Annotated in this window: 13 protein-coding genes; 6 read left to right on the plus strand and 7 right to left on the minus strand. The window is 37.9% G+C overall.

The window, feature by feature from the left end:
- Positions 1 to 296: 296 nt before the first annotated feature.
- Both QM491_RS09930 and QM491_RS09935 read left to right on the plus strand, forming a co-directional pair.
- Positions 297 to 3,119: a glycoside hydrolase family 2 protein gene (locus QM491_RS09930; protein WP_283327344.1), complete on the plus strand. Its 2,823-nt coding sequence runs from the start codon at positions 297 to 299 to the stop codon at positions 3,117 to 3,119.
- Positions 3,120 to 3,306: 187 nt separating this feature from the next.
- A complete protein-coding gene (locus QM491_RS09935; RefSeq protein ID WP_283327345.1) occupies positions 3,307 to 6,633 on the plus strand; it encodes a DUF5107 domain-containing protein in 3,327 nt (1,108 codons plus the stop codon).
- Here the strand turns inward: QM491_RS09935 and QM491_RS09940 are convergent.
- A complete protein-coding gene (locus QM491_RS09940) occupies positions 6,628 to 7,524 on the minus strand; it encodes an AraC family transcriptional regulator (protein ID WP_283327346.1) in 897 nt (298 codons plus the stop codon). The genes QM491_RS09935 and QM491_RS09940 overlap by 6 nt on opposite strands.
- A gap of 64 nt (positions 7,525 to 7,588) precedes the next feature.
- Here QM491_RS09940 and QM491_RS09945 point away from each other — a divergent pair, with 64 nt between their 5' ends.
- Together QM491_RS09945 and QM491_RS09950 are read left to right on the plus strand one after the other, a co-directional pair.
- Positions 7,589 to 8,914, plus strand: coding sequence for a sugar porter family MFS transporter (locus tag QM491_RS09945; protein WP_283327347.1), 1,326 nt, complete (start codon positions 7,589 to 7,591; stop codon positions 8,912 to 8,914).
- A gap of 424 nt (positions 8,915 to 9,338) precedes the next feature.
- Entirely contained in the window at positions 9,339 to 10,673 is a 1,335-nt protein-coding gene (locus tag QM491_RS09950; protein ID WP_283327348.1) for a rhamnogalacturonan acetylesterase, read from the plus strand.
- Between the two features lie 282 nt (positions 10,674 to 10,955).
- Here the strand turns inward: QM491_RS09950 and QM491_RS09955 are convergent, their stop codons facing one another.
- The 3 genes from QM491_RS09955 to pgi form a co-directional block, all read right to left on the minus strand.
- Positions 10,956 to 11,786 (minus strand): phosphatase PAP2 family protein, encoded by an 831-nt coding sequence (locus tag QM491_RS09955; protein ID WP_283327349.1) that lies wholly within the window; start codon positions 11,784 to 11,786, stop codon positions 10,956 to 10,958.
- A 326-nt stretch (positions 11,787 to 12,112) separates the two neighbouring features.
- Positions 12,113 to 12,892 (minus strand): carboxylesterase family protein, encoded by a 780-nt coding sequence (locus QM491_RS09960; RefSeq protein WP_283327350.1) that lies wholly within the window; start codon positions 12,890 to 12,892, stop codon positions 12,113 to 12,115.
- Positions 12,893 to 13,222: 330 nt separating this feature from the next.
- Positions 13,223 to 14,869, minus strand: coding sequence for a glucose-6-phosphate isomerase (gene pgi / locus QM491_RS09965; RefSeq protein WP_283327351.1), 1,647 nt, complete (start codon positions 14,867 to 14,869; stop codon positions 13,223 to 13,225).
- Positions 14,870 to 15,268: 399 nt separating this feature from the next.
- Between pgi and QM491_RS09970 the strand changes: the two genes are divergently transcribed.
- Complete coding sequence (locus QM491_RS09970; protein ID WP_095162902.1) at positions 15,269 to 15,466, plus strand: MbtH family NRPS accessory protein; 198 nt, start codon at positions 15,269 to 15,271, stop codon at positions 15,464 to 15,466.
- Positions 15,467 to 15,629: 163 nt separating this feature from the next.
- Here QM491_RS09970 and QM491_RS09975 read toward each other — a convergent pair whose 3' ends face one another.
- A complete protein-coding gene (locus QM491_RS09975; RefSeq protein WP_283327352.1) occupies positions 15,630 to 16,862 on the minus strand; it encodes a DUF819 family protein in 1,233 nt (410 codons plus the stop codon).
- Positions 16,863 to 17,186: 324 nt separating this feature from the next.
- Positions 17,187 to 19,067, minus strand: a complete 1,881-nt coding sequence (locus tag QM491_RS09980; protein ID WP_283327353.1) for an SPFH domain-containing protein — start codon at positions 19,065 to 19,067, stop codon at positions 17,187 to 17,189.
- A 261-nt stretch (positions 19,068 to 19,328) separates the two neighbouring features.
- On the opposite strand from QM491_RS09980, the gene QM491_RS09985 reads away from it, so the two are divergent.
- Positions 19,329 to 22,631 carry a UvrD-helicase domain-containing protein gene (locus tag QM491_RS09985; RefSeq protein ID WP_283327354.1) on the plus strand — a complete coding sequence of 1,101 codons (3,303 nt, stop codon included), beginning with the start codon at positions 19,329 to 19,331 and terminating at the stop codon, positions 22,629 to 22,631.
- 141 nt (positions 22,632 to 22,772) lie between these two features.
- Here QM491_RS09985 and QM491_RS09990 read toward each other — a convergent pair whose 3' ends face one another.
- Positions 22,773 to 24,014, minus strand: coding sequence for a hypothetical protein (locus QM491_RS09990; RefSeq protein WP_283327355.1), 1,242 nt, complete (start codon positions 24,012 to 24,014; stop codon positions 22,773 to 22,775).
- Positions 24,015 to 24,394: the final 380 nt, after the last annotated feature.

A 24,394-nucleotide genomic window follows, 5' to 3' on the forward strand; every position in this document is an offset into this window, starting at 1 on the left:
TTTGTATTTTTCACTTGATTCAGCAAACATAATTTCGTCTGTCGGATATTCATAATCAAATCAGAAAAGACTGTCAGATAGCCAGAAACAAAACCATAATTTTATCCATCTTTTTCAAGATTCTATCCATTTTACCTCAAAGTATAAATAGTGAATTTTGTATAAGTTTTTAAACTATTTCAACAGAGAAATAGCTTTAGGCTTCGTATCCACATAAACCTAGCCACTATATTATATTGATTTATGGATTTTAAATGTTGATGCTACATCAACTCACCCTTTTTCAACGCATAAACATGGATAAAATTAAACTTTACCTCGTTGCACTTTTATTGTTAAATACTTTTTCTATTTTTTCACAAAACAGTCTCAATTTATCAGGACAATGGCAAGTAAAACTTGACCCTGAAAATGTGGGCTTAAAGGAGCATTGGTGGTTTTCTGCGTTTTCAGAAAAAGCAAATCTCCCTGGTTCATTAGCCGAAAACAATTTAGGAAATGATATTACTCTTCAAACGCCTTGGGTCGGCGATGTGATTGATAGTTCTTATTTTTTTTCACCCAAATATGCCAAGTATCGTTCGGGAGACCTCAAAATTCCCTTTTGGCTTAAGCCTAAAAAAAGCTTTGTAGGCGTGGCATGGTACAAGCGTTCATTTGATATGCCTCAAAATTGGACAAAAAAACGTATTATTCTCCATCTTGAACGTTGTCATTGGGAAAGTTCTGTTTTTGTCAATGGTAATTTTTGCGGTACTCAAAATAGCCTAGTAGCCCCACACGATTACGACATTACGGATTACTTAAAGGCAAAAGGCAATAGTATTTCCATCAGGGTTGATAATAGCGTTCGACTATATATCGGTCCTAATTCTTCGAGTATTACCGACCACACTCAAACCAACTGGAATGGTGTAATTGGCGATATTAGTCTGCAAGTGCAAGAACTTGTGCACATTGCCGACGTCAAAGTTTATCCTCATATCAATACTTCTGAAGTTGAGGTAAAAGTGTTAGTAGAGAACAAGTCCAAAGAAGATTTTTCGGGTAAATTAGCATTAAATATCAGTTTAAAAAACGCTGATAATCAATCTTTTTCAGAAAACATTTCAGTCACTTCTCATGCTCAATGGATTATTAAAACCATCAAAATTAACAATCCTAAATTCTGGGATGAATTCAATCCTAATCTTTATACGCTAGTAGTAAATTTAACCAAAGAAAATCAAACACTTGATGCGCACAAGCTTCAGTTTGGTATGCGAGAAATCAGTGTTAAAAATAAAAGGATTCATCTGAACAACCGTCCTATTTTCCTCCGTGGCGATGTCGATTGTGCAGGATTTCCTCTCACAGGCTATCCTTCTATGGAGCGTTCTTATTGGGAGAAAATAGGTACAACCATCAAAAATTATGGTCTCAACCATTTGCGTTTTCACTCGTGGTGCCCACCAGAAATAGCGTTTCAAGTGGCAGATAGTTTGGGGATATATCTATATGTAGAAGGACCACTTTGGGCGAATCAAGGTAGTGCCGTAGGGACCGACGGGTTGATAGACCAGTTTATTTTCCAAGAATCTGAGCGAGTGGTACAAACTTACGGCAATCACCCTTCATTTATCATGATGTCTTATGGCAACGAGCCTGCTGGTAGTAAACAAAACGAGTTTTTTGCTCGTTTTGTCAAACACTTCCAAGCTCTCGATACCCGTCACCTCTATACGTCGGGCGCTGGTTGGCCGATGATTCCAGAAAGCGACTTTCATATTCATTCAGATGCTCGCATACAGCGTTGGGGCGAGGGCGTTAATAGTATCATCAACGCCAAAGCTCCTTCGACTACTTACGACTGGTCGGGAATCATGGGCAAAATAGACAAGCCTTATATCAGTCATGAAATTGGACAATGGTGCGCCTATCCCAACCTCGACGAAATCGCCAAATACAAAGGCGTTTTGAGAGCAACCAATTTTGAGATTTTTAAAGAAACCTTAGAAGAAAATGGGTTGGGCGACCAAGCGAAGGACTTCTTATACGCTTCTGGACGATTGCAAACTTTATGCTACAAAGCTGACATAGAAGCGGCATTGAGAACACCTAATTTTGGAGGGTTTCAACTTTTAGGGCTACACGATTTCTCAGGACAAGGCACAGCACTTGTGGGTGCACTTGATGCTTTTTGGGAATCTAAAGGTTATACTTCTGGAGACGAATATCGTCAGTTTTGTAACTCAACGGTGCTGTTGGCACGTATGCCAAAGCTTATTTTAACAAACCAAGAAAACTTTGAGGCGGCTTTAGAAATAGCGCATTTTGGTGCAAAACAGCTCTTGAATCAAACGATTCAATGGCGTATTCATGACGAATCAGGGAAGATTTATCAAAAAGGTTCGTTTATAAAACCAGAAATACAAATCTCTAATAACCAAATCATTGGCAACATTTCTGCATCGCTCAGAAACTTCAAAAAAGCACAAAAGCTCATTCTTTGGACAACCATAGCGGGCACTACTATTCACAATTCGTGGGAGTTTTGGGTATATCCATCACAAGTAGATTTGAAATCGGCACAAGGCAATGTCCTTATCGCAGAAGAACTAAGTCCAGAAGTAATGACTGCTTTGGAAGTGGGCAAAAATGTATTGCTTTTGACCCATGGTAAAATCAAAAAAGGCAAAGGCGCTGAAGTAGCTATTGGCTTTTCGAGTATCTTCTGGAATACCGCATGGACAAGTGGACAAGCTCCGCATACGATGGGATTATTGAACAACACACAGCATCCTATTTTCAAAGATTTTCCGACAGAAAAGTTTAGCAATTACCAATGGCAAGACATGCTATCTCATAGCCAAGTGATGTTGCTCAATGATTTTCCTAAAACGCTCAAAGCTACAATCCAACCTATCGATACATGGTTTGAAAACCGTCGTTTGTCACTAGCTTTTGAGGCAAAAGTTGGAAAAGGCAAGCTCATGGTGTGTAGTATAGATTTGGTGAAAGATTTAGAAAATCGACCGTCTGCACGACAATTCAAATATAGCTTGCTCAAATACCTCAACAGCAAAGACTTTAACCCAACACAAAACCTAGAGACAAAAGCAATACAAGCGCTTTTCTAATAAGTAGGAAGACGTTATTAGTTAATAGTATATGGGTTTTGTGAAGGCATTGTTATAACCAAACCATACCTTAAAAATACTATTAATTTAACCTTTCTTATTACTTAAAACACAACAGTTCAAAGGTAAATCCAGTGGTTCAAGGATTTACCTTTGAACCCACCTTTTTATACAACACTATATCAAAATGGAAGTAAAAGTTTGGGAAGAAGCCATCATCATTCCCACCTATGGCGTCGGGGAATCAGAAAAAAATCCCATGTTTCTCGAAAAAAGAGTCTATCAAGGTTCAAGTGGAGTGGTGTATCCTCATGCCGTAATCGAGAAAATCGAAGATACCAAACATGACCAAACCTATCAAGCTGTTTTTCTAGAAAATCAATACCTTAAAATCATGATTTTGCCCGAACTCGGTGGCAGAATCCAAATGGCTTTCGACAAAGTAAAACAACGACATTTTATCTATTACAATCAAGTCATCAAACCCGCTTTGGTAGGACTCACAGGTCCTTGGATTTCGGGTGGAATCGAATTCAACTGGCCACAACATCACCGCCCTAGCACTTTCGAACCCGTTGATTTTACGATAGAATCCAACACCGATGGCTCTCAAACCGTATGGGTAAGTGAAGTAGAACGAATGTTTTCGACCAAGGGCATGGCAGGTTTTACGCTATATCCTGACAAAGCCTATCTCGAAATCAAAGGAGTATTGTACAATCGTACCGCCTTACCACAGACTTTTTTGTGGTGGGCCAACCCAGCAGTGAAAGTCAATGACCATTATCAATCGGTATTTCCGCCCGATGTGTATGCCGTTTTTGACCATGGCAAAAGAGATGTATCTTCCTTCCCTATTGCCACGGGGACGTATTACAAAATTGATTATTCGCCCGGCACGGATATATCGGGTTACAAAAATATCCCTGTCCCAACTTCCTACATGGCAATTCAGTCCAAATATGACTTTATGGGCGGTTATGAAAACGATACCAAGGGAGGACTTTTGCACGTGGCTAATCATCATATATCCCCTGGCAAAAAACAATGGACTTGGGGGAATGGTGAATTTGGCTATGCTTGGGATAGAAACCTTACCGACGAAGATGGACCCTATATCGAACTCATGACGGGGGTATTTACCGACAATCAGCCTGATTTTTCGTGGATAATGCCTAACGAAGAACGTCGATTTACGCAGTATTTTATGCCCTATAGCGAAATCGGCATGGTCAAAAATGCGACGAAAGAAGCGGCTGTAAACTTACTTTGGACTGCCTCTGAAGTACAAATAATGGCTTATGGTACTGCCCCATATCATGCTGTTAGTATTATTTTCCGTAAAAATGACCACATAATTTTTGAAGAAAAAACGGATTTATCTCCTGAAAAACCATTCATCCAATCCATTGCTTGGACAATCGATACGCCCGAAGCCTATACCCTTGAGGTGATTTCTCAAGCAGGAAAAGTGTTGGTGAGTTATACCCCAGACGTTTATCAAACTCCCGAATTGCCAGAACCTGCCATTGCTGCGCAAGCACCTTCGGCTATTGAGCATATCGAGCAGTTGTTCTTAACAGCACAACATATTGAGCAGTATCGTCATGCCACCTACTCGGCGATGGATTATTATGAAGAGGCACTTCGTCGTGACCCTCATGACTTTCGTTGTAACAATGCTATGGGGTTATGGTACTACAAAAAAGGGCAATTTGTCAAGGCAAAACCTTATTTTGAAAAAGCCATCCAAACACTTACTGCTCGCAATCCAAACCCTTACGATAGTGAACCTTATTATAATTTGGGACTTTGTCTCAAGCAACTCAACGAATTAACGCATGCCTATACCGCTTTTTTCAAAGCCTCTTGGTCGGCAGCATGGCAAGATGCTTCTTTCTTGGAATTAGCACGAATTGCGAGTATTCAGCATAATTATGAAGAAGCGCTAAATCACGCCACAGACTCTTTGTATCGTAATTGGAAAGGGCATAGCACTCGACAATTGAAAGTTTCTTTGTTAAGAATTTTGGGTAGAAAAGAGGAAGCCTTACAACTGATTTCAGAAAGTTTAGCCTTTGATCAGTTTAACATGCTTTGCTATTTTGAGAAATATCTGCTTCAAAAAGACCAGCCAGAAGGTCTTGAAAGCTTGAATCAGTTCAAAAAATTGATGCGTGGGTATGTCCACAACTACCTCGAATATGCCAACGATTATATCCAAGCAGGACTATATTCGGAAGCATATCAGTTGTTGGAAACCTATTTACTAGAATTGTATTTATCGGAAAAAGACAAATCCAAAACTTATCCGATAGCCTTATATACCTTGGCATTTTTGGCAGACAAGCTACATTTATCTGCTCAAAAAGCAGGGTATTTGCAACAAGCGCAACTAGCATCGCCAGATAAAGTTTTTCCGAATAGGTTATTTGAACTAAACACTTTGCTTTGGGTATCTCAAGAAAGTACAAATGATGGTAATGTATTTTATTTCTTAGGAAATTTTTGGTATGCCCACAGACAATATCCTGAAGCGATTAGTGCATGGGAAAAATCGACTCACTTAAAACCTGAGTTTCCTACCTCCTATCGTAACTTGTCCTTGGCATATCACAATAAGCAAAATGAACCTGAAAAGGCGTTAAAAGCTTTAGAAAAAGCCTATTTTCTTGACCCAACGGATGCTAGGGTTTTGATGGAATTAGACCAATTGTACAAAAAACTCAACGTGGCTCCAGCAACTCGATTAGCATTTTTACAAGAACGTCAAGACATTTCGCTTCAAAGGGATGATTTGTATTTAGAGTATATTGCTTTGCATAATCAAACGGAGCAGTTTGAGGAGGCTAGAGTTTTACTGTCAACGCGCAACTTTCACCCTTGGGAAGGTGGCGAAGGAAAAGTAGTTGGACAATATCTTTTTACGCATATCGAACTTGCCAAAATAGCTTTTGCGCAAAAGAACTTTTATCAAGCCTTAGTTTTATTAGAGCAAGCCGAAACATATCCTGTCAATTTAGGAGAAGGCAAGTTGCTAGGAGCACAAGAAAACGATATTCATTATTGGAAAGGGCTTAGCTATGAAGCTTTAGGCAACAATGAATTGGCATTAAGTTATTTTCAAAAAGCCTCCTCAGGCATTTCAGAGCCTGTTCAAGCGATTTTTTACAACGATCCACAACCTGATAAAATATTCTATCAAGGCTTGGCTTGGCAAAAATTAGGCAAAGTTCAGAAGGCGCAAGAGATTTTTGAGCGATTGATTCAATTTGGCGAAAAGCACCAATATGACGCTATTAAAATCGACTATTTTGCGGTATCTCTTCCCGATTTGTTGGTTTTTGATGTTGATTTGGACGAAAGAAATCATATTCATTGTCAATATTTGCAAGGCTTGGGCTGTTTAGGTTTGGGTAAAAACCAAGAAGCCAAACAATTCTTTGATGCGGTATTAGCCAAAAACATCAATCACCAAGGCGCATTGATACATCAGAAAATGTTGGTTTTATAAATAATCAACTCCCTGTACCTTATCATTTCGAAAATCACGGGGCGATTTTCCCATGATGTTGGTAAATACCCTTGAGAAATGATAAGGATCGTGGTAGCCCATTTGAAAGGCAACTTCCTTGACTCTTAAGGTGGTAAACTCCAAAAGATAACAGGCTCGTTGCATTTTCAAAAAGGTAAAAAAGTGAACAGGCGTACTTTGTAATTTTTGACGAAATACTGCCGAAAAATGCGAGGCTGACATACCTGCTATTTGAGCAAAATCTTCCAGCGTTTTGATTTCAGACAGATGTTCTTTCATGAAATGAATCACATTTGAAATAGGGTCGTCTTGCTCAGCAGAAGTAGCAACAGTAGTAAAATGGGTGATTTTGAACGAATTCAAATACTGTCCCAAGGCAAGGTTGGCATATACCACATGTTCTTGATGATATGACATTTCGATATGAGCCAAAATATCCTTAAATAAAGCATTTCGTTCTTTGTTTTCAGGAATATCCTGCACCCAAACACTCTGATTTGGGAACAAATACTGAAGATATTCCTTGGCATTTTGACCTGTAAAATGTATCCAATAAATACTCCAAGGGTTAGATACATCAGCGCCGTATTGGTGGGGCGTTTGGGCTGGAATCACAAAAAACTGATGAGGTTTTATGACCCTACGAACTTCATTGACAGAATACCAGCCTTCGCCATCGACACAATAAATCAAAATGTATTGTTCGCAACCGCTGGCTCGCTCTCGATTGTGAAACGATGCTCTGGGATAATATCCAATATCAGTAATATACAATCCTTTGGATAAAGGATGTTGTTGGTTAGACAATATGAGGTAGTCGGGTAATACAAAAGACCTCTGTCCAATAAACCCCTCGCTTTTTTTGAGCATATCTGTTTGAAGTGCTTAATCTATTTTTTCAAACCCCTAAAGGCTTTTACAAATCTATTTGATTATGAAACATAATTCCAACTATACTCTACTCATTTCAGCAATTTCGGCGTTGGGTGGCTATCTTTTTGGCTTTGACTTTGCGGTGATTGCTGGTGCATTACCCTTTCTCAAAACTATTTTCGAGCTCAATGCTTGGTGGGAAGGCTTTCTGACAGGCACTTTGGCGATTGGTTGTATGATAGGCTGCTATTTGGCAGGAAAAATCGCCGAAAAATTTGGTCGTCGTCCTTCCTTGATGATTGCGGCTATCACATTTGCTTTATCATCTTTAGGAATGGCCTTTTCTTCTAGCCTAACTCTTTTTCTTGTTATGCGCTTGATGGCGGGTGTGGGCGTAGGTATGGCATCGATGCTCAGCCCAATGTATATCGCAGAAGTTTCGCCAGCCGACATTCGGGGTCGCAATGTATCTATTAATCAACTTACCATCGTATTTGGGATTCTCATCACCAACCTTGTCAATTATGCCATAGCCGATACAGGCGCAAATGCTTGGCGTTGGATGTTTGGCTTGGGAGCAGTACCTGCTTTGGCTTTTCTAGCAGGTTTATTTTGGTTGCCCGAAAGTCCACGTTGGTTGATTTTACAAGGGAAAAGGACCGAAGGTTTAGCTATTTTGCATAAAATTGGCGGAGAAGATTTTGCCCTCAATACACTCAATCAAGTGGAATCAAGTGTCAAAAAAACAACCACACAAGTTTCGATTTTTACCCCACAATATCTTCCAGTTTTGTTTGTAGGTATCGGATTGGCGGTATTTCAGCAGCTTTGCGGTATCAATGTGGTGTTCAATTACACCTCTACCATTTTCGAATCAGTGGGTGCAGATCTCAATAGACAGCTTTTTGAGACAGTTTCTATTGGTGTTGTCAATGTCATTTTTACGATACTCGCCATGTTTTTAGTAGATAAAATTGGTCGCAAACCACTGATGCAAGTCGGCTCGTTGGGATTAGCAATCGCCTATATTTTGATTGCTATTTTGCTAAAAACACAAGCCCCAGCGCTGTACCTATCCATTGTAGTCCTGCTTTCTATCAGTATTTACGCTACTACGCTTGCACCAGTAACATGGGTATTAATTTCTGAAATATTCCCCAATGCAATTCGAGGAAATGCAACATCTTTCTCAATCCTATGCCTATGGGCTGCCTATTTTATTTTGGTATTTACCTTCCCTATTTTGGCAGAAAAACTAGGTACTTATGGTCCTTTTGCTTTGTACGCACTAATATGTACGATAGGTTTTGTTTTTGTCAAAACTCAAGTAAAAGAAACCAAAGGCAAAACGCTCGAACAAATGGAGGAAGTTTTCACAGGACACTAGCCGCTTTAATATAGCATTTTGAGTTAGGACTGTACGAAAGATTTCAAACCATTGTGGATTTGGGATTTCTGATTTCGGAAATTATAGAAATATACTTTTATTTTTTACAAAATATAGAAGCTTACACTTCCGAAATCCAACATCCGATATCCGAATTTAATCCTTCGTACACTACTAGTGTCGAGTTGTAAATATTAATTCTCAAAGCTCCGTAGGTGTGATAGACTTTTACGGAGCTTTTAAATGGGTTAATAAAACGCTGGCTTATTCTGAAAAAATCAGTAAGTTATTGCTAGTTTTTGCTTTATTTATACGTAAAACGTATTATACCTTTTACAAAAATCCCCTATAAAATCGATATTATTACAATCAACTGTTGAAAACAAAGTGTTTATTCCGAGGCAATTAACTAAAAACAAAACAAATGTTTTCACAAAAATCCGTTTTATCACTCTGCCTGTTGATAGCAGTAAATTTGACTGCTTTTTCACAAGTAAAAAATTCATTTAAGTTTGATTTTGGTACAGGTGCTGTTGCCAAAGGTTATCAAGCTGTAAGTCCAAGCGACTATTATTCAAAGGCTAAAGGTTTTGGGTTTATGCCCAACGCTAAAATCTTATCCGAAAATCGAGCTACTAAGGATGCAATTACCTCAGATTTCTGCACCAGCAATACTTCCTTTTTCTTTACGGTTGATATTCCTGAGGGAAATTATGATGTCAAAGTAATCTTGGGCGATGCCGAAGGGACTTCTGCCACAAGCGTTAAAGCCGAATGTCGCCGATTAATGTTAGAAAAAGTAGAGACCGAGAAGGGAAAATTTGTCACTAAAAATTTTACTGTAAATGTTCGCTATCCCGAAATTTCAGATTCTTCTAGCGTAAAACTCAAAACTCGAGAAAAGGAATATTTACATTGGGATCACCAACTGACGCTCGAATTTAATGGTAAATCGCCCAAAGTCTGTGCCATAGAAATTACGCCTGCCTCGAGTAAAATCCCAACTGTATTTTTGGCAGGAAACTCCACCGTTGTAGACCAAGCCATTGAACCTTTTGCCGCTTGGGGACAAATGATTCCAAGTTTTTTCCAAGCAAGAAAAGTAGTTTTTGCCAACCATGCCGAGTCAGGCGAAACTATTAAAAGTTTTACTTCTGAAAAACGTCTTGAAAAAGTCATGAGTCAAATCAAAAAGGGCGATTATTTCTTTATTGAATTTGCACACAACGACCAAAAACCAGGCTCTGGACTCAAATCTCAAACTACCTACAAAGAATATTTGATTAGTTTCATCAAAAAAACGCGTGATAAAGGGGCTACTCCTGTACTAGTTACCTCAATGCATCGCCGTAGATTTGATGAAAATGGTAAAATCATTAATACGCTTGAAGATTTCCCTGAAGCTATGCGTCAGGTTGCCAAAGACGAACATGTAGCCTTAATTGATTTGAATAATATGAGTAAAACACTTTGGGAAACACTCGGCGTAGAAAATTCAAAAAAGGCTTTTGTCCATTATGAGGCTAATAGTTTTCCGAATCAAGAAAAAGCTATTCATGACGATACACACTTCAGCAACTATGGCGCATACCAATTGGCAAAATGTATCGTAGAAGGAATCAAATCCAATCATTTAGGGATAGAAAAGTATCTCAACAAAAATTTTAAAGCCTATAATCCAGCTCAACCCGATGATTTGAACACATGGGATTTCCCTGTAAGTCCTTTGGTTTCAGTAAGCAAACCTGATGGAAACTGATTGGAGTTGTGAGTTTTGAGTGCGGAGTTGTCCTTGCCTAAAATAGGTTGCCCTGAGTTTTGAAACAAGGACAAGTCCTAATTCACCATTTTCAACTAGGACTGTACGAAGGATTATAAAAACTGTTTATTTCGGATATCGGATATTGGATTTCGGAAGTATAAGCTTCTGTATTTTGTAAAAAATAAAAGTATCTTTCTATATTTCCGAAATCAGAAATCCCAAATCTGAAATATTTAGAAATCCTTCGTAAAGTCCTAATTCACCATTCACAACTCACCATTAAAATGCCAACGTAGCCGCTACTCCCCCAAATTGTGGAGAATAGATCGGTTGAAAACTTAAGTTTTTCTTTTGTTGTAATCGTTTATGAAATTCAGGAACGAGAATACCACAAATAGCTCCCGATACAAAACCTGTAATTACATCTGATTTAAAATGCTTACCAGCTTCTGTTCGGTAATAGCCAACCAAGGCTGGCGGAATGGCAGCAAGCGTAAACAGTCCTATTCTTTTCAATCCTTTTATTTGATGGTAATCAGTATAAACTTTTGCCAAGAAAAAAGTCGCTGTTGAACTAAAAGAAACGTGTCCACTAAAAAACGAGTTACTTCTTCCATCTCCCATTTTTTCCTCCGCAGTCAAATTGGGATTGTACGTCAGCGGACGTGGTCGACGAATAGAATACGCCGCACCAAAATACAGAGCATTATCTACAGCATGGCTCATCATATACATACTCAGTAAGTCAACCCAATCTTTTCGGATATTTTTATCAAGCATCAATAGCGCTGGACTTACCAGCGAAAGATTTAAGAATAAGTCAGAATTCTTCTCGGCAGAGGCAAAATTGGCAGGATTTTTAAACGCAATCGGTCTATCAAAACTATTCAAATCGTTGGGATTCAGTTTTAGAATATCTTCTTTTGATAAGTGCGCTACCTTATCTAATTGTCGAAAACCGAAAAAAGACGCTACCGTCAACCCAATGCCTGTGGTTAATTCAATTTTGGGTTTTACAAAATAGATTTTTTGATGCACCAATGAGTCATTTTGTCCGTAAGACTGAGCACATATCGATAAAAAAAGGAGAACTGAGAAAGTTAATTTCATAAATAATGAATTAAAAACATAAAAAGTAAGTTGGTGGGCAAAATTAAATTAATTTTACCCGCATTAATCTCTAGTTTTTTGCATTCGGCTAAAAGTTAAAAAGTATTTCTCATGAAATAATAGAAGCTTTTTTGCCTAATGCCTACAGCTTATAGTCTAAAGCGTATTAATGTAATTTTATTTTGCATGAATACTTAAGTAATCGTGCAAAATAAAATCTAAGAAATTGATGAGATAAAATATTAGTAATCATAAAATTACACTCAAAATTCAGCACTCATACTTAAGTCTTGTTATCATAGTATTTTAAATAAGTCGACTCAAAACTATTTCTTATGCTCAAACAACCAAGGTAGTAGATTTGGTTCAGCAAAAGCGTTATCCCAGCTATTATGATTCACATTGGGATACTCGGTATATTTCACTTCTTTGGCTTCCAAAGCACGCAAGGCCGCATACATATCTCTCGAATAGCCAACTTTTACGACACCATCAGCATCGCCATGAAATATCCAAACGGGAATAGTCTGAGCATATTTTTTGGCCCAAGTCAGATTGGCTCCTCCACAAATTGGCGCGGCAGCGGCAAATAATTTTGGATTGCGAGCAATTGCCTCAAATGTCCCCATGCCTCCCATCGACAAGCCCATGATATAGATACGATTTTTATCTACTTTTTCAGTTTTACTGATTTGTTTTACTAAATCTACTGCGGCAGCTAACGGCCAGTTAGGTTGTTCGTTATAAGTAAAATCAATATCTAATGGAGACTTACTTCTATCAATTTTAACAGAAGCCCAATAACTATCTGTAGGACATTGTGGAAAAATAACAATGGCAGGAAATTTCTGGCGATTTTCAGGGCTCAAAAATAATTTAGAACCATGTGTCAACTGCTTTTCATTATCGTTGCCACGCTCGCCTGCACCATGTAAAACTAATACGATAGGATATTTTTTTGAGGCATCGTAATTCTCTGGAAATAAAATTCTGTATGGCAATATATGCCCTTCTTTATCAGTAAAGATTCTTTTCTCAAAAGTTTCAGATTGCGAGAAACCCGAGATTGTTGATAATAGTAAAAATAAGTTGAGAAGGTATTCCATAATTATTTTTGGGGTTTGAGTGAAAGCACGTTATTAGTTAACGGTATATCAGTTAATAGAACAAAACAAATAGACACTGTGCAGTGCCCTAGCATTTGCAAGTTACAAATAACAAATTCGAGAATTTATCTCGGACTATCACTCTTCAATTACTAAAATTTAGTTTTAACAATAATCAATCAAAAAAGGCGGTCAAAAACAAATTTCGACCGCCCTTTTTGAAGCTATAATTCCAGTTGATATATCCTCAGACGCAAACATTGCGTCTCTACTCGTAAAAAATCAATCACTAAATCACAACTCGCTCAATCACTAAATTCATCACTCACTCTATCTCCAAGCTTTGTATGCGTTAATCAAACCGTTAGTTGAAGAGTCGTGCGAGGTAATGCTATCTTCCGAAGCTAATTCTGGTAAAATCTTATTTGCCAACTGCTTACCTAATTCTACACCCCATTGGTCATAACTAAAGATATTCCAAATAACTCCTTGAACAAAGATTTTGTGCTCGTACATTGCTACCAAGCTACCCAAAGTGCGTGGAGTTAATTTTTTGAACAAGATAGAGTTAGTTGGTCTGTTTCCTTGAAAAACTTTGAATGGTGCTAATTCAGCAATTTCTTCAGCAGATTTACCCGCTTTCTCGAATTCCGCTACTACTTCTTCATACGTTTTGCCGTTCATCAATGCTTCAGTTTGAGCAAAGAAGTTCGACAACAATAATTGATGGTGATTGCCAATCACATTTTGAGATTGTGCAGGCGCCAAGAAATCACAAGGAATCAATTTTGTACCTTGGTGAATCAATTGATAGAAAGCGTGCTGACCGTTTGTTCCTGGCTCGCCCCAGATAATTGGACCTGTTTGATAATCAACCGCTTTTCCGTCTCGTCCTACATATTTACCATTTGACTCCATATCTCCTTGTTGGAAATATGCTGCAAAACGGTGCATATATTGGTCATAAGGCAACAAAGCGTGAGAATCAGCATCGAAGAAGTTATTATACCAAATACCAACTAATGCCAAAATCACGGGGATATTTTCGTTGAAATCTGTAGTTCTGAAGTGCTTATCCATAGCGTGAGCACCTTCTAACAGTTCAATAAAGTTTTCGAAACCAATAGAAAGGACAATCGATAAACCAATAGCCGACCACAAAGAGTAACGACCACCAACCCAATCCCAAAAACCAAACATATTGGCAGAGTCGATACCGAATTTAACCACTTCTTTTTCATTAGTCGAAATGGCTACGAAGTGTTTGGCAACAGCCTCTAATGAACCACCGTTTGCTACAAACCAATCACGAGCAGAATGTGCATTGGCCATAGTTTCTTGTGTTGTAAAAGTTTTAGAAGCAATCAAAAACAAGGTTGTTTCTGGATTAACTTTCTTTAAAACTTCTGCAATATGAGTACCATCTACATTAGATACAAAGTGTAAATTAAGGTGATTTTTGTATGGTTTCAAGGCCTCTGTTACCATTACAGGTCCTAAATCCGAACCACCGATACCGATATTTACCACATCGGTAATAGCTTTGTCAGAATAACCTTTCCAAGCACCTGAAATAACTTTTTCAGAAAAGTCTTTCATTTTATCCAAAACAGCATTTACCGCTGGCATCACGTCTTCGCCACCTACTGCGATGGGTGTATTTGAGCGATTACGTAGCGCTACGTGCAATACTGCACGGTTTTCTGTTTTGTTAATCAAATCGCCAGTGAACATACGTTCGATGGCATCATCCAATTCACATTCGTTGGCCAAAGCAATCAAAGCTGCTTTTGTTTTTTCGTTGACAAGGTTTTTAGAATAATCAACTAAAATGTCTTCAAAACGGATTGAGTATTTCTCGAAACGCTCTGAATCGGCTGTGAAAAGTTCTTTAAGAGGTGTTTGTTCGACTTCAGCTTTTAATTTTGTTAAATGTTGAAAGGCGACAGTTTGGTTGAACGGGACAGATTTAAGCATGATTAGTCTTTAAATTTATAAAAAGGAATTGTTGGACAAAAGTACGAAAACCAGTTATAAGATACCGAAAAAAATAGCTTTTTAGCTTTGGTAATTTTTATTAGGTGTAAAATAAGAATAGAATCATCCAAAACCATAACCATATCGCCAAAATTCTGGAATGATACAGACCTATTACACTCTTTCTATTAACATTGATAGTCAAATGTTTATGGAATAATTTTCTCAATTATATACAAAAATCAAAGCTCTTCACCACAATCCCTATTAACAAAATAGATTTTAACCATTTATTGATAATTATTTAATAGTTTTTTTGCTACTTATGTAATTTTTTCTTGATTTTTTTGTTATATTTATAATTCGTATTCTAATCACTTTACGTAAATAAGTGCTGCAATGAAACAAGAAACAATCTATCAGGTGATTTGTGATGGTCATATTCATACCATCATTCCTGCGGAAAATGATGTTCCAGCAGGTTGGAAAACAACGGGTCGTTCGGGGACAAAAGATTTGTGCCTAGAGTATATCGACGAGGTAACGAGAAATTCAATCATTTCTTTTTTGAGGAACAGAGGTAATTGTACCTATTAGGCGTGAGAGCAGGATTGTGAATGTCACATCGTATCCATCATTTGCTCCTCAAAATTTCTAGATTTCAAAACGATTTTTTCCAAATAATAAAGGGTTCTAGCTGAAGCTAGAACCCTTTTCTTTTAGATTTTATAAAAAAATTACTTAATCACCAACCACTAAATTACAGATTATTAACCCATTGCATCATCAAACCTGTCAGATAACCACAATACGTGCCCAAGGCATAACCCAATATTGCCAGCAAAACACCTACCGAGGCCAAAGAAGGATGAAAAGCCGCCGCTACTACCGACGCCGAAGCTGCACCACCTACGTTAGCCTGAGAGCCCACAGCCGTGAAAAAGAAGGGAGCTTTGACAATATAAGCCGCTAGCAAAGTAAATCCTGCATGAAAAGACATCCAAATAAGTCCAATCAGAAATAGCTGAGGTTTGTCTAAAGCCGAAATAACGTTCATCTGCATACCGATGGTTGCAATGAGGATATACAAAAAAAGTGACCCAAATTGTGAAGCTCCCATACGTTCTATCTGACGAGCTTTAGTTTGTGATAATGCCAGTCCAAACAGTGTAACCAAAGAAATCACCCAAAATGATGACGAGGTAAGACTAAATTTCTTCAAATCAGGATAATGAGTTTCGATAAATGGTACAATTATATCGGCACAGGCATGAGCAAAGGCTGTAGTTCCAAAGCCCACAAACAAGACCATCATCAAATCTTTCACACTCAAACTTTGTTGTTGGTTGGCTGCCTCTGCTTCCATTTTCTGCTTTACTTCCTCCACGGCTGTCGTATCAGCACCAAGCCATTTGTCTAGTTTGGCACTACGAGCTACCCCAAATAGCAATACAGCCAGCCAGAGTTCAGCTGTAATCACATCAACGGCAATTGCTTGAGAAAAGACCTCAGGACTAGGTTGAAAAACTTCCTTCAATGCTGTCTGATTGGCACTTCCTCCTATCCAACTACCTGCAATAGTGGCTAATCCACGCCATACTTCTCCTGCTAGTACTTCTGGCCATATTGTTTTGACTACCCAAATTGAAACGGGCCCGCCAACCATAACGCCCAACGAACCTGCCAAAAACACAATTAAGGCTTTAGGACCAAGTTTTTTGAGTGCCTGAAAATCGATACTTATGGTAAAATAAACTAAACAAGCTGGCAACAGAAACTTAGACGCTACTGCATACAATTTAGATTCTTCTCCAGAAATAATATGAAAAGAATTGAGTAACCCTGGCACAAAATAGCAAACCAGAATACTGGGAATAATTTGATAGAACTTTTGCCAAAAAGAAGATTTAATACTTGAAGTATAAAAGGTAAAAGCAATGATTCCAATAAGTAAACCAAAAACAATGGCATCGTTTGTAATGAGTGTCTGCATAGAAAACTGAGGTAAGTATATATTCTGTTAATCAGCAAATTAAGGGATTATTGCGAAACAGACAAATATCTATATTCCTCTCAGTTTCTTATTCCTGATATTATTTCTACTCAAAAAATGCGACAACAAAACAATCTTTATAGCCTTATTTTAGAAAAAGAAAGCATATTTCGAGGGTAATTATATCAAATAATAGCAGTGTATTAGAGTCGGCCTGGTACAAGAATTAAATTAATAGAGTATTCAAAGTGAATGTCATTTCAAAACACCGACTGCCAAATTGCTAGTCGGTGTTTTTGTTTTTGTAGTTTTTATTCCTGACAATTATTCAGCAGGATTTTCTTCATTTTTTTGTTTTTTGGTCATTTCTTCCATCAATTTTAATCCTAAAAGCCCACTCAATGGACCACCTTGTTCATTGTTACCTCCAGTAATTAAAATATCTGGCATTACTTTGATTTTTTCTTTACCGATACTTTCAGTGATTTTCAATTGTGTAAAATTATCACCACCCATAGCAGATACTTGTAACTGATACGATTCTGCTTCGGCTTTACCAATGGCCAAAATTTTCTCGGCCTCTGCATTACCAGTTTTACTAATTTTTTCGGCTTCCGCAGTTGCCAACAACTTCACTCTTTCCGACTCGGCACTAGCTTGGAGTTTTACTCTCTCTGCTTCTGCTCCAGCTTGTAATTTCAAACTTTGGGCTTCGCCTTGTGCTTTTTTCACAGCAGCGTCAGCAATTCTTTCCGCAATTAATACACCTTGGTCAGCTTTTACAATATCTTTCTGAATATCAGCAATCGCCGTTTCTTTCTCTAATGCCTGACGGGTTTCTTGCGCCATTTTTTGTGTATCATAGGTTACTTTTTGCTCTTCAGCCAACTTCCGATCGGTCAAAGTTTTCATCAAAGATTCTGGCGGAACGATATCCCCTATCAGCGTATCTACGGCATTTACATTGTATTGATTGAGTACTTCGGCAATATATCTTCGGGCTGTATCTTGGCGCTCGGCACGAGAACCTAAAAATGAAATTACGTCTGAATCCTGTGCCGAATTTCTGAAATAGTTACCAATCGTTGGTTCTAGCACCTGACTAACCAAGTTGTTCATATTACCAAAACGAGCAATTACTTTTGGTGCTTCATAATTAGGAATATGAATGATTTGCGAAACATCCAGATTAAATGGAAAACCATCTTTAGAACGCACTGTAATCGTCGAAAGATTTTTATCCAACTGGTGGGATTCAGAACGGGCACTTGCCCAGTTTAATACTAAGTTGGTTGTTGGTACCAATTCAATTTTTTGCACATAAGTATTCAAGGGATATTTACCAGGACCGAGAGGTTCATTCCATACACCTTTAAAGCCTTTTTCGACAATATTGCCATGCTTAAACTCCGTCCCACTTATATCTACGCCGTCTTCGCCTACATACGAAATCACAACCCCAACGTGTCCAATCGGAATCTCGGTCATGTGGATTTCTTCGACGCGGGCAAACCACGGATTGAGGTTATACGAACCTGCCAAGATTACTTGCTGTTGCAAACCTTTGTTACCTCCAGCATTCAGAAACTGGTCGGCGTCTTGAAAGTTATTATGCCCTTCGATAGGCTTACCAGAAATTTGTCCGACAGGAATCGACGCACCATCCATTGTGGTGATAATTCCCACCATATTCTCCTGAATTTCTGTGATGTCTGTAATTTCTACTTCAAATAAAAGTGTGTTTATGCGGTAAGAACCCGCTGTGATTACGGCAGTTTGTCGACCTTTTCGACCACCAATTTTCAAAAATGCTTCAGCATCTTGAAAACCATCGCATTCGACCTTGCGTGCCAAAATACTACCTGTTTCTAACTCCTTACCATCACGTGCCAAAACCAAACCAATTTTACCTGTTGGCACTACGGTAAGAGGTTGTAATACGACATCATACTGCCAAATCCAAAGCCAAAAGTAAATCCCTGGCGCTAATGGTTTTGCTTGAAAACCAGCCTCTCCTTCGGTAGCAAAAATCCTGCCTTCGGGCAAAGACTTTTTATCACCAAACAAGACAAACTTCTTGGTTACTAGACCAATACGGTCTTCTGGAACAATAATAATACCTAATAAACGGAAAATAAATTTGTAAAAAATGAGGCAAAGTATGGGTATCAAAATCACCACATACGTAGAATAGGATGTTAACATTGAAGTATGTATATTATGTAAAAGTATCAAACCGCTGATTAGCAGTGGTTCACGTGCTAAATTTGGCGGGAAGTCAGACTCATTATACTGCTTTTGTGAAGAATGGTAGGCGGTTAGGATAAAAGGAGCTTTTTGATTTTATCCTAAAAACACCTTTAAAATCTGAATATTTTTTCAGTTTTCGTTTTAGAAAAATAGCCTAAATATTTCTCTAAATTTGTATCTCCAAAATGTACCTCCTCAGCTTTAACAGCAAAACTTATGACGGATTTTTTGAGTGCATCTCAGCACGAAACATATTTCAAAATATATTCTTCCTCGGCAGGTTCGGGGAAAACCTACACTTTAGCAAAGGAATACATCAAACTAGCGCTTCGTTCCAAATCTCCTTGGTATTTCAACCATATCTTGGCAGTAACATTTACGAACAAAGCGGCGGGCGAAATGAAAGAACGTATCCTGAAATATCTCCGTATTTTTTCAAGTAACGACCCGCAAGAACAAGCGACGGAACAAGGACTTTTTAATCAGATTTTAGAAGAATTACAGCAAGAAGGTATCGAGATAGACGACGTTACCTTACGTGCCCGTGCCTCCGCTACTTTCAAGCATATCATACACGAATACGCTAACTTTTCGGTTTCGACTATCGACTCCTTTGTTCAGCGAGTGGTAAGTGCCTTTACAGAAGAATTAGGTTTTCCGTTCAATTTTGAAGTAAACCTCGATTCTGAAGTGCTATTGGATGCTGCTGTTGAGCAATTATTACAAAAAACTAATACCGAAACCTACGAGCAAATTACCGAGGCTATCAAAAGTTTTGCATTAGACAAAGCTACCGATGGGCGCTCATGGAATGGTATCAATGACGAAATTGCCAATTTTGGTCGAGATTTATTGAATGACCAATTTCAAGAACATATTGAAAAATTAGGCGCACTAGAGCCTCTGGATTTTCTAAAAATTGAACAGCAACTCAAGGATTTTAATCAAGGTGTCGAAAAACATATCAAAGAAATCGTGGCGATTGCGCTTGAAACTGCCAACGAAAATGATTTGACGGTAGATGATTTTCCATTCAAAAAGTCTGGTCCGTTTGGTTATTTTATTCAATTGGCCAATGGTGCTGATATTTTTAAAGAACCTGGTGCAAGATTTCTGAATGCTTTGTCCGACAATACTTGGCATGCCAAAAGTACAACTAAGCCTATCGCTGCCACTATCATGGGTATTGCCGATACGCTAACTGATACAGGAAACTTTCTATTAGAAGCGCAAAAGCGTTTAAAACCAAGATTTTTGCTTTATCGAGAAATCTTAAAGCAAATCAAAAAGCTCGCTTTGTTGAGTCAGTTGAAAAAAGAAATCGCTGCTATTCAGGACGAATCGGGACAAATCCATATTTCGGAATTTAACCGTAAAATCCTCGAAATTGTCGTAAATGAGCCTATTCCTTTTATTTATGAGCGTTTGGGCGAACGATATAATCATATTTTGATAGATGAATTTCAGGATACTTCTACCCTACAATGGCATAACTTTTTGCCTTTGATAGAAAACGCCCTCGCGAGTGGTCACTTCAACTTGGCTGTGGGCGACGCCAAACAATCTATTTATCGATTCAGGGGTGGCGAAATGGGTTTGATTGTCAACTTGCACAAAAAGCAAATTGATGATTTGACCAAACCTATTGCCGACGATACCTTTTTGGTTGAACGCTATGAGAGTATTCGCCCCTATATCAAGCCCGAAAACTTGAATACCAATTACCGAAGCTCGGCAGAAGTCATCAGCTTTAACAACGCTTTATTTGAAGCCATCAAAGTTGACCCTGAGTATTTGGCAATAGCCCCAAGTTTGCCGAGGGTTTATGACGAATATTTTGCGCAAAAAGTACCTGCAAAACCTTTGGAGGGCGGTCATGTACAGGTTGATTTTATCATAGGAAAAGAAACTGACCGCTTGATGATTGAAAAAGTTGAGCAAGTGCTAGAAGAAGTACTTGCCATCGGTTACAAGCTCAAAGATGTGGCTGTTTTATGTCGTAGAAATAAGGATTCTAAGGTAATAGCTAATGCGCTGAAGGAACGAAATATCGATGTAATTTCTTCCGATTCTTTGAGCTTAGCAGCCTCAGACGCCGTCAATTTAATCATGGCGATCATGAAAGTAGTACAAAATCCAGATAATGCGCTTGCCAAATATGAAGCGGTGTATTTGTACTATCGAGTGGTTTTGCACAAAGTTCCTAATACGCAAGAAAACAAGGTTATCAAGGATACCATAGAGAGTCGTGACATCTTGAAGTTTTTTGAATTAATTGACAAAAGCCTTGTACCTACCGCCTTACAGCAAATGAGCTTGTACGAAATAGCCGAAAAGTTATTACAGACTTTCGAGCTTTTCAAACATGACAAAGAGCTTGACTTTATTTTCAGATTTTTGGATGTTGTCATTGAGTTTCAGCACATGAAAAGTACTCACTTGACAGACTTTATCAATTATTGGGAAAACAAAAAAGAAAGCCTTTCGATTATGTCTCCAGCAGGGCAAAATGCCGTTACGGTGACAAGTGTACATAAATCTAAAGGTTTAGAGTTTCCTGTGGTCATTATTCCTTATTGTCATTGGTCAATTGACACAGGACTTAATTCTTCTCGTTGGTTCGGATTAGAAGACGAAGGACTTTTTGAAGAATTAATCGTTGAACAAGCCGAAGAGAATATTACCAAAGCATTGACGACTGCACCGCTCAAAATGGTCAAGGAGTTAGAAAATACGCATTTAGTAGATGAATATCGTGCAGAGAAAGAAGAAACTTTTCTTGAAAGCTTAAATATGCTCTACGTAGCGCTTACTCGTCCGAAAGATAGGCTGTATATGGTGGTTAAAAGAGATAGTAGAAACCTCAATAAGACTGTCGGTGGCTTATTGCTACGCTTTGTAGATGGCGAAGGAATGCCTTCCGAAGAACCTTTCACGAAGGTGCTATACGATGGTTTGCCAAAGGTCCTAAAACCTGAAAAAGAAAAGATTGCTCCTACGATGACCATTCAGGAAATTGTGACCTCAGAACGTAGCCAGACCATTCAGCTCAAACAATCGGCGGAAAGACTATTTGATTTAGAGACTTTTGAAAAAAGTAAAGATTACGGAAATAAAGTCCACGCAGCTTTTGCCAAAATAAAAACCAAAAAAGATATAGATAGTGCTTTGGCAGATTTGCAACGTGAAGGGTTAATAGTCGAAAATGAGCAAGAAGAGTTAAAAGCAACTATTCAAAAAATCATTGATTTACCTGAAATTAGTCCGTTTTTTGAAGTTCCTGAGCGATTTATCAGAAATGAAAGAGAAATTCTAAGACCCAATCAGTCGCCATTACGTCCAGATAGAGTAATCAAAATGGGCTCAAAGATTGTGATTTTGGATTATAAGACAGGTTCAAAAAGCAATAGCCACAAATATCAAGTCAAAGACTACCAGAAAATCTATCAAGCTATGGGCTATACCGAAGTGGAAGGGTATTTGGTATATCTTGAAACGATGGAAATAGTAAAAGTTTAGGAATATTTCTGATGAAATGATGGAAACACTTTTGTCAAATGCCCATAGCTGATTGCTTAGCTTAAATCATGTTTAACAACAAATGTGCCCCAAACACCATTTTTATTGTGATGTTTAGGGCGCTTTTGTTTGTTTTAGACCTTATAATTTTTTCATCTCCTTATAAGCATTCCTCATCCAATAAATTACCCCAAAGAAAATAATCAGTTGAAAAGCGTATTCGATGACAAACTTGATTTGTAAGAAATATAGCCAATTATAAAACGGTTTTCCAATTCTAAACCAAAGTGATGCTTGTAAAACTGCTGCTGTTTGAATGATAAAAGAGTAAACGAAATACTTTTTATCTTCAAAATTTACTAATCCAAAAAGCATTGGCATGGCATAGATAAAAATATAATTGGAGTAAGCTCCTATTTGAAATATCATCATTACGCCAAAAATACCTAGCCACACAAAAGGTACAAATTGTTTTAATTCAAGATTTTTAAATTTGACAGCCTGCCAAGACGAAACCCCAATAATCACAAAAAGTCCAATCCAGTTTAAGATTCTAATATTAAATTTGGCGATTAATTCGCCCAATATAGGGTAAGTTATTGACCAAACATTAGGACACATAGGCTCTTGTGCCAATTGGATTGGCATCAAAAAAGCGGTACCTCCATGCAAATACAAGAAAGCTAATGTTGGGATTCCTAAAGCAGCCATTCCTAAAATAAAATTCCAACGATTGCTTAGTTTTAGAAAAATTGGAGGTACAAACAATACAAAAAATGCTTTTGTAACAATCAACCCTAAAGCCACAATTACTCCCAACACAAAGTCTGATTTACCCTTCAACCATGCCCAAACCATCAAACAAGCAAATCCCCACATCCAGATATCTTCTTGTCCACCAATAACACAAAATATAAAAGGTGCAGGAAAACACAGATAAATCAAAGATTTAAACAAAATTTGTCCATTAGATAAACCATTGCGGTATGTCTTCATCGTTAGAAGCAAAATCAAGAGCTCAACGATAATCATTAATAGCGTTAAGGCCCTAGCTGTATCCCAGAAAACTAGCGGAATAGCGGTAATATAAGCAAACAAAGGAGAATACAAAGAAGGGAAATCTCGATAAACTATACCTAATTCCTGTGCCTTTTGTGCCGAGTGCCAAAAAATCTGTACATCAGACTGTGCATCAAAACCGTAATACACATACACAACCAAAAATGGAAGTATCCTAAATATAAAAGCTAATAATGAAAAAGAAGCAATTTTGCCAATACGGTCAAAAAATGATTCGACTTGCGGTCTAAACCTAAATGCCAGCCATGCAATCAAACAGAGGCTTAAAGAAAGATATGTTTTGTTGTAAATAACTTCGTACATAAAGAGATTGTTTGTGGATACTTCCTCAGAAATACTAAAAAGTGATAGAATATTCTGAGTTAAGTTACGGAACCACTTTTACCGATAGTCTGTATTATTAGATAAACACCGTGATAGATGTAACTAGCAAGAGAAATCACGAAGTTACATAAACAAAATGTGATTAGAATCGTTACAAAAACAGGGTAAAAAACCAAAGGAATTTTCTTTTAACAATGATAATTCCCATTGGGATTGCAAAATTAACTTTTCTAAAATTAATTATAGAAAGTTTGAGTAAAAACTATCAGGATTAATAAAGGACAAAATTATATTTTTCAAAGATAACTTTTGAAACAAATCCTTTACTCTTATTTTTGGCGTCTGAAATGAAACAGGGT

The organism is Flectobacillus longus, assembly GCF_030056705.1.
GTDB lineage: Bacteria > Bacteroidota > Bacteroidia > Cytophagales > Spirosomataceae > Flectobacillus > Flectobacillus longus.